General features: G+C 41.8%; 1 protein-coding gene. It reads left to right on the top strand.

Annotated features, from left to right (window positions below; all coding sequences use genetic code 11):
* The coding region (locus tag LDM93_RS11290; protein ID WP_223892521.1) for a PKD domain-containing protein at positions 1–2,801 on the top strand (2,801 nt) is incomplete at both ends.

Raw genomic sequence — 2,801 nt, 5'->3', positions numbered from 1 at the left:
ACCCTCACTGTAACAGATGATGATGGGGCTACAGCAACAGACAGTATGAACGTGACAGTCACGGCAGTACCTCCAGCCAATATTCCACCTATAGCAGATGCAGGAGCAGATCAAAATGTGGAAGTGAACCAGAGCATTACCATTACAGGAAGCGGAACAGACAGTGACGGAAATATTACAGCCTATGAGTGGAAAAAAGGCACAACTATTTTAGCCACAACTGCTTCGTTTAGCTATACCCCCGATACCGTAGGAACAGATACATTGACCCTCACTGTAACAGATGATGATGGGGCTACAGCAACAGACAGTATGAACGTGACAGTCACGGCAGTACCTCCAGCATATACTGCTTATATAGATGATTTCAGTACTGATACGACATCCGAGTACATTACCGAGGATACATGGACAAAAGGTGGTGTAGGTAGCTTCACGTATGATAGTAGTGGTAAGCGTATTCGTATATTAACGGATAATGATATCGCTCTTCAGTTTTCTAGATCTCTTCCTATATCCACAGAGGGAAGTTTCAGTATTGACTTTTCCCCTACCATTCACCATCCAAGCGGCGGTATTGTTACATTAAAACTTATACAGGATGCCCAGACCTATTATGAAGTCACCAATACGGATAACTATGGTCCTGGAGAGATTGCCAAGTATGTGAATGGTGTGAAGGTTGACTCTGTTGCCTTTGGTAGTGAGTATACCCAAGGTACCAACTATACAATAAGCATCAATTTTAGTCCTAGTGCAACAACTGTAGAGGCATTTGGTGATATATTAACACTTAACAGTGATACGACTGCTATTGCAGTGAGCTCTTTCTCTGTTGAAGTTACGCAGCAGGATGCCTATTTTGATAATATTGTTTATAGTATAGCTTATACAGAAGATAATATTCTACCGATAGCAAATGCCGGAGTAGATAAGCGTATAGAAGTGAACCAGAGCATTACCATTGCAGGAAATGGAATTGATATAGATGGAACTATTGCAACGTATACGTGGAAAAAAGGTATAACTGTTTTAGCCACAACCGCTTCTTTTATCTATACACCTGATACCGTAGGACTAGATACATTGACACTCACAGTAACAGATAATGAAGGTGCAATAGGAATAGATAGTATGACTCTAGCAGTTACAGCTATACCTAAGTTACTGCCATGGAGTGAAAACCCTTGGTACTGGAGTTACAAAGATATCCCGATATTACTATTGGGAGGGAGTGATGATGATAACATCTTTCAGTGGCGAGAAGAAGCACTTTTATCACAGCTTGATCGGCTTGTGAATGCTGGTGGTAATGTAATTCGTAACACAATGAGTGACCGTAAGAGTATTGAAGGTTTTGAGGTATATCCATTTCATCAATTAGAAGATGGTAAGTATGATCTGAATCAATGGAATAATGAATACTGGAATCGATTTGAGAGACTATTGAGGGAAACGGCAGTGCGTGGAATAATTGTTCAGATCGAGATATGGGATAGGTTCGATTATAGTCAATCCCCTTGGGAGATGCATCCTTACAATCCGATAAACAACATCAACTACAATGCTGAGCAGTCTGGATTTGCCGAAGTTTATCCGAATCATCCCAATACGAATGAACAGCCGTTTTTCTTTACAACACCCAATCAACAGAATAATACTGTTGTACTGCAATATCAGAAACGATTCGTGGACAAAATGCTCTATTATTCTTTGCAATATGATCATGTAATATATTGTATGGATAATGAGGCATCAGGAGAGGAAGAATGGGGACGATACTGGGCGGAGTATGTTCAAAGTCGTGCAGCGGAAGAAGGACGGAAGGTTTTCTTAACCGAAATGTGGGATGATTGGGATCTGACAGCTGATATCCATAAGCGAACATTCGATCATCCAGAATTGTATGCTTTTGTTGAAGTATCTCAAAATAACCATCAGGTTGGTCAGGTACATTGGGATCATTTCATATATGCTAAAGAGTATCTTTCAAGAATGCCTCGTCCTATGAACAATACAAAGACATATGGTGCAGATGGGTATAAATCTGGAGACGATCAGGACGGTATTGAACGTTTTTGGCGACATCTATTGGCAGGGGCAGCGTCTATAAGGTTTCATCGGCCGACTGCTGGTCTTGGGTTGAATGACAAAGCAGTGGCCGACATCCGTGCAGCTAGAAAATTTGAATCAATCATCCCTCTGTGGTTGATTGAACCTGCAAATGAACTCTTGTCAAGACGTGGGGAAAACGAAGCATATCTTGCAGTTGATAAGGATCGACAATCTTATGCCATATATTTTCCAGCAGGTGGTGACGTATATGTTGATGTGTCGGCTGTGAATGGGTCCTTGGTAGCTCGCTGGATTGACATTAATTCAGGAGAATGGGGGCCAACCCAGAATTTTGAAGGAGGAGACAGGATATTAGTAGTTACACCGGGAGAAGGAAATTGGGCGGCAACTATCATGGCAAGTAATGAGCCTCCATCAGCAACAGATCCAATTGCCAATGCCGGATCAGATCAAAATGTCACACAGGGGGATACTGTGACACTAGATGGATCAGGCAGTACTGATCCTGATGGAACAATTACATCGTATGAGTGGAGAGAAAACGGTGTAGTACTGAGTATGACTGCAAGTTTTGAGAAGTCCAATTTTAGCGTCGGTTCACATACGCTTATATTAATTGTGACAGATGATGCAGGTGCCATGACAATGGACAGTATGACTGTAACTGTGACAGCAGTAGCTGGTACTTCTGCCTATAGCGACGACTTCAGCACAGATACGACATC

Origin of the sequence: Sulfurovum sp. TSL6 (assembly GCF_019972115.1) — a bacterium.
Taxonomy (GTDB): Bacteria; Campylobacterota; Campylobacteria; order Campylobacterales; family Sulfurovaceae; genus Sulfurovum.
This window is presented reverse-complemented; position numbering and strand designations above follow the sequence as displayed.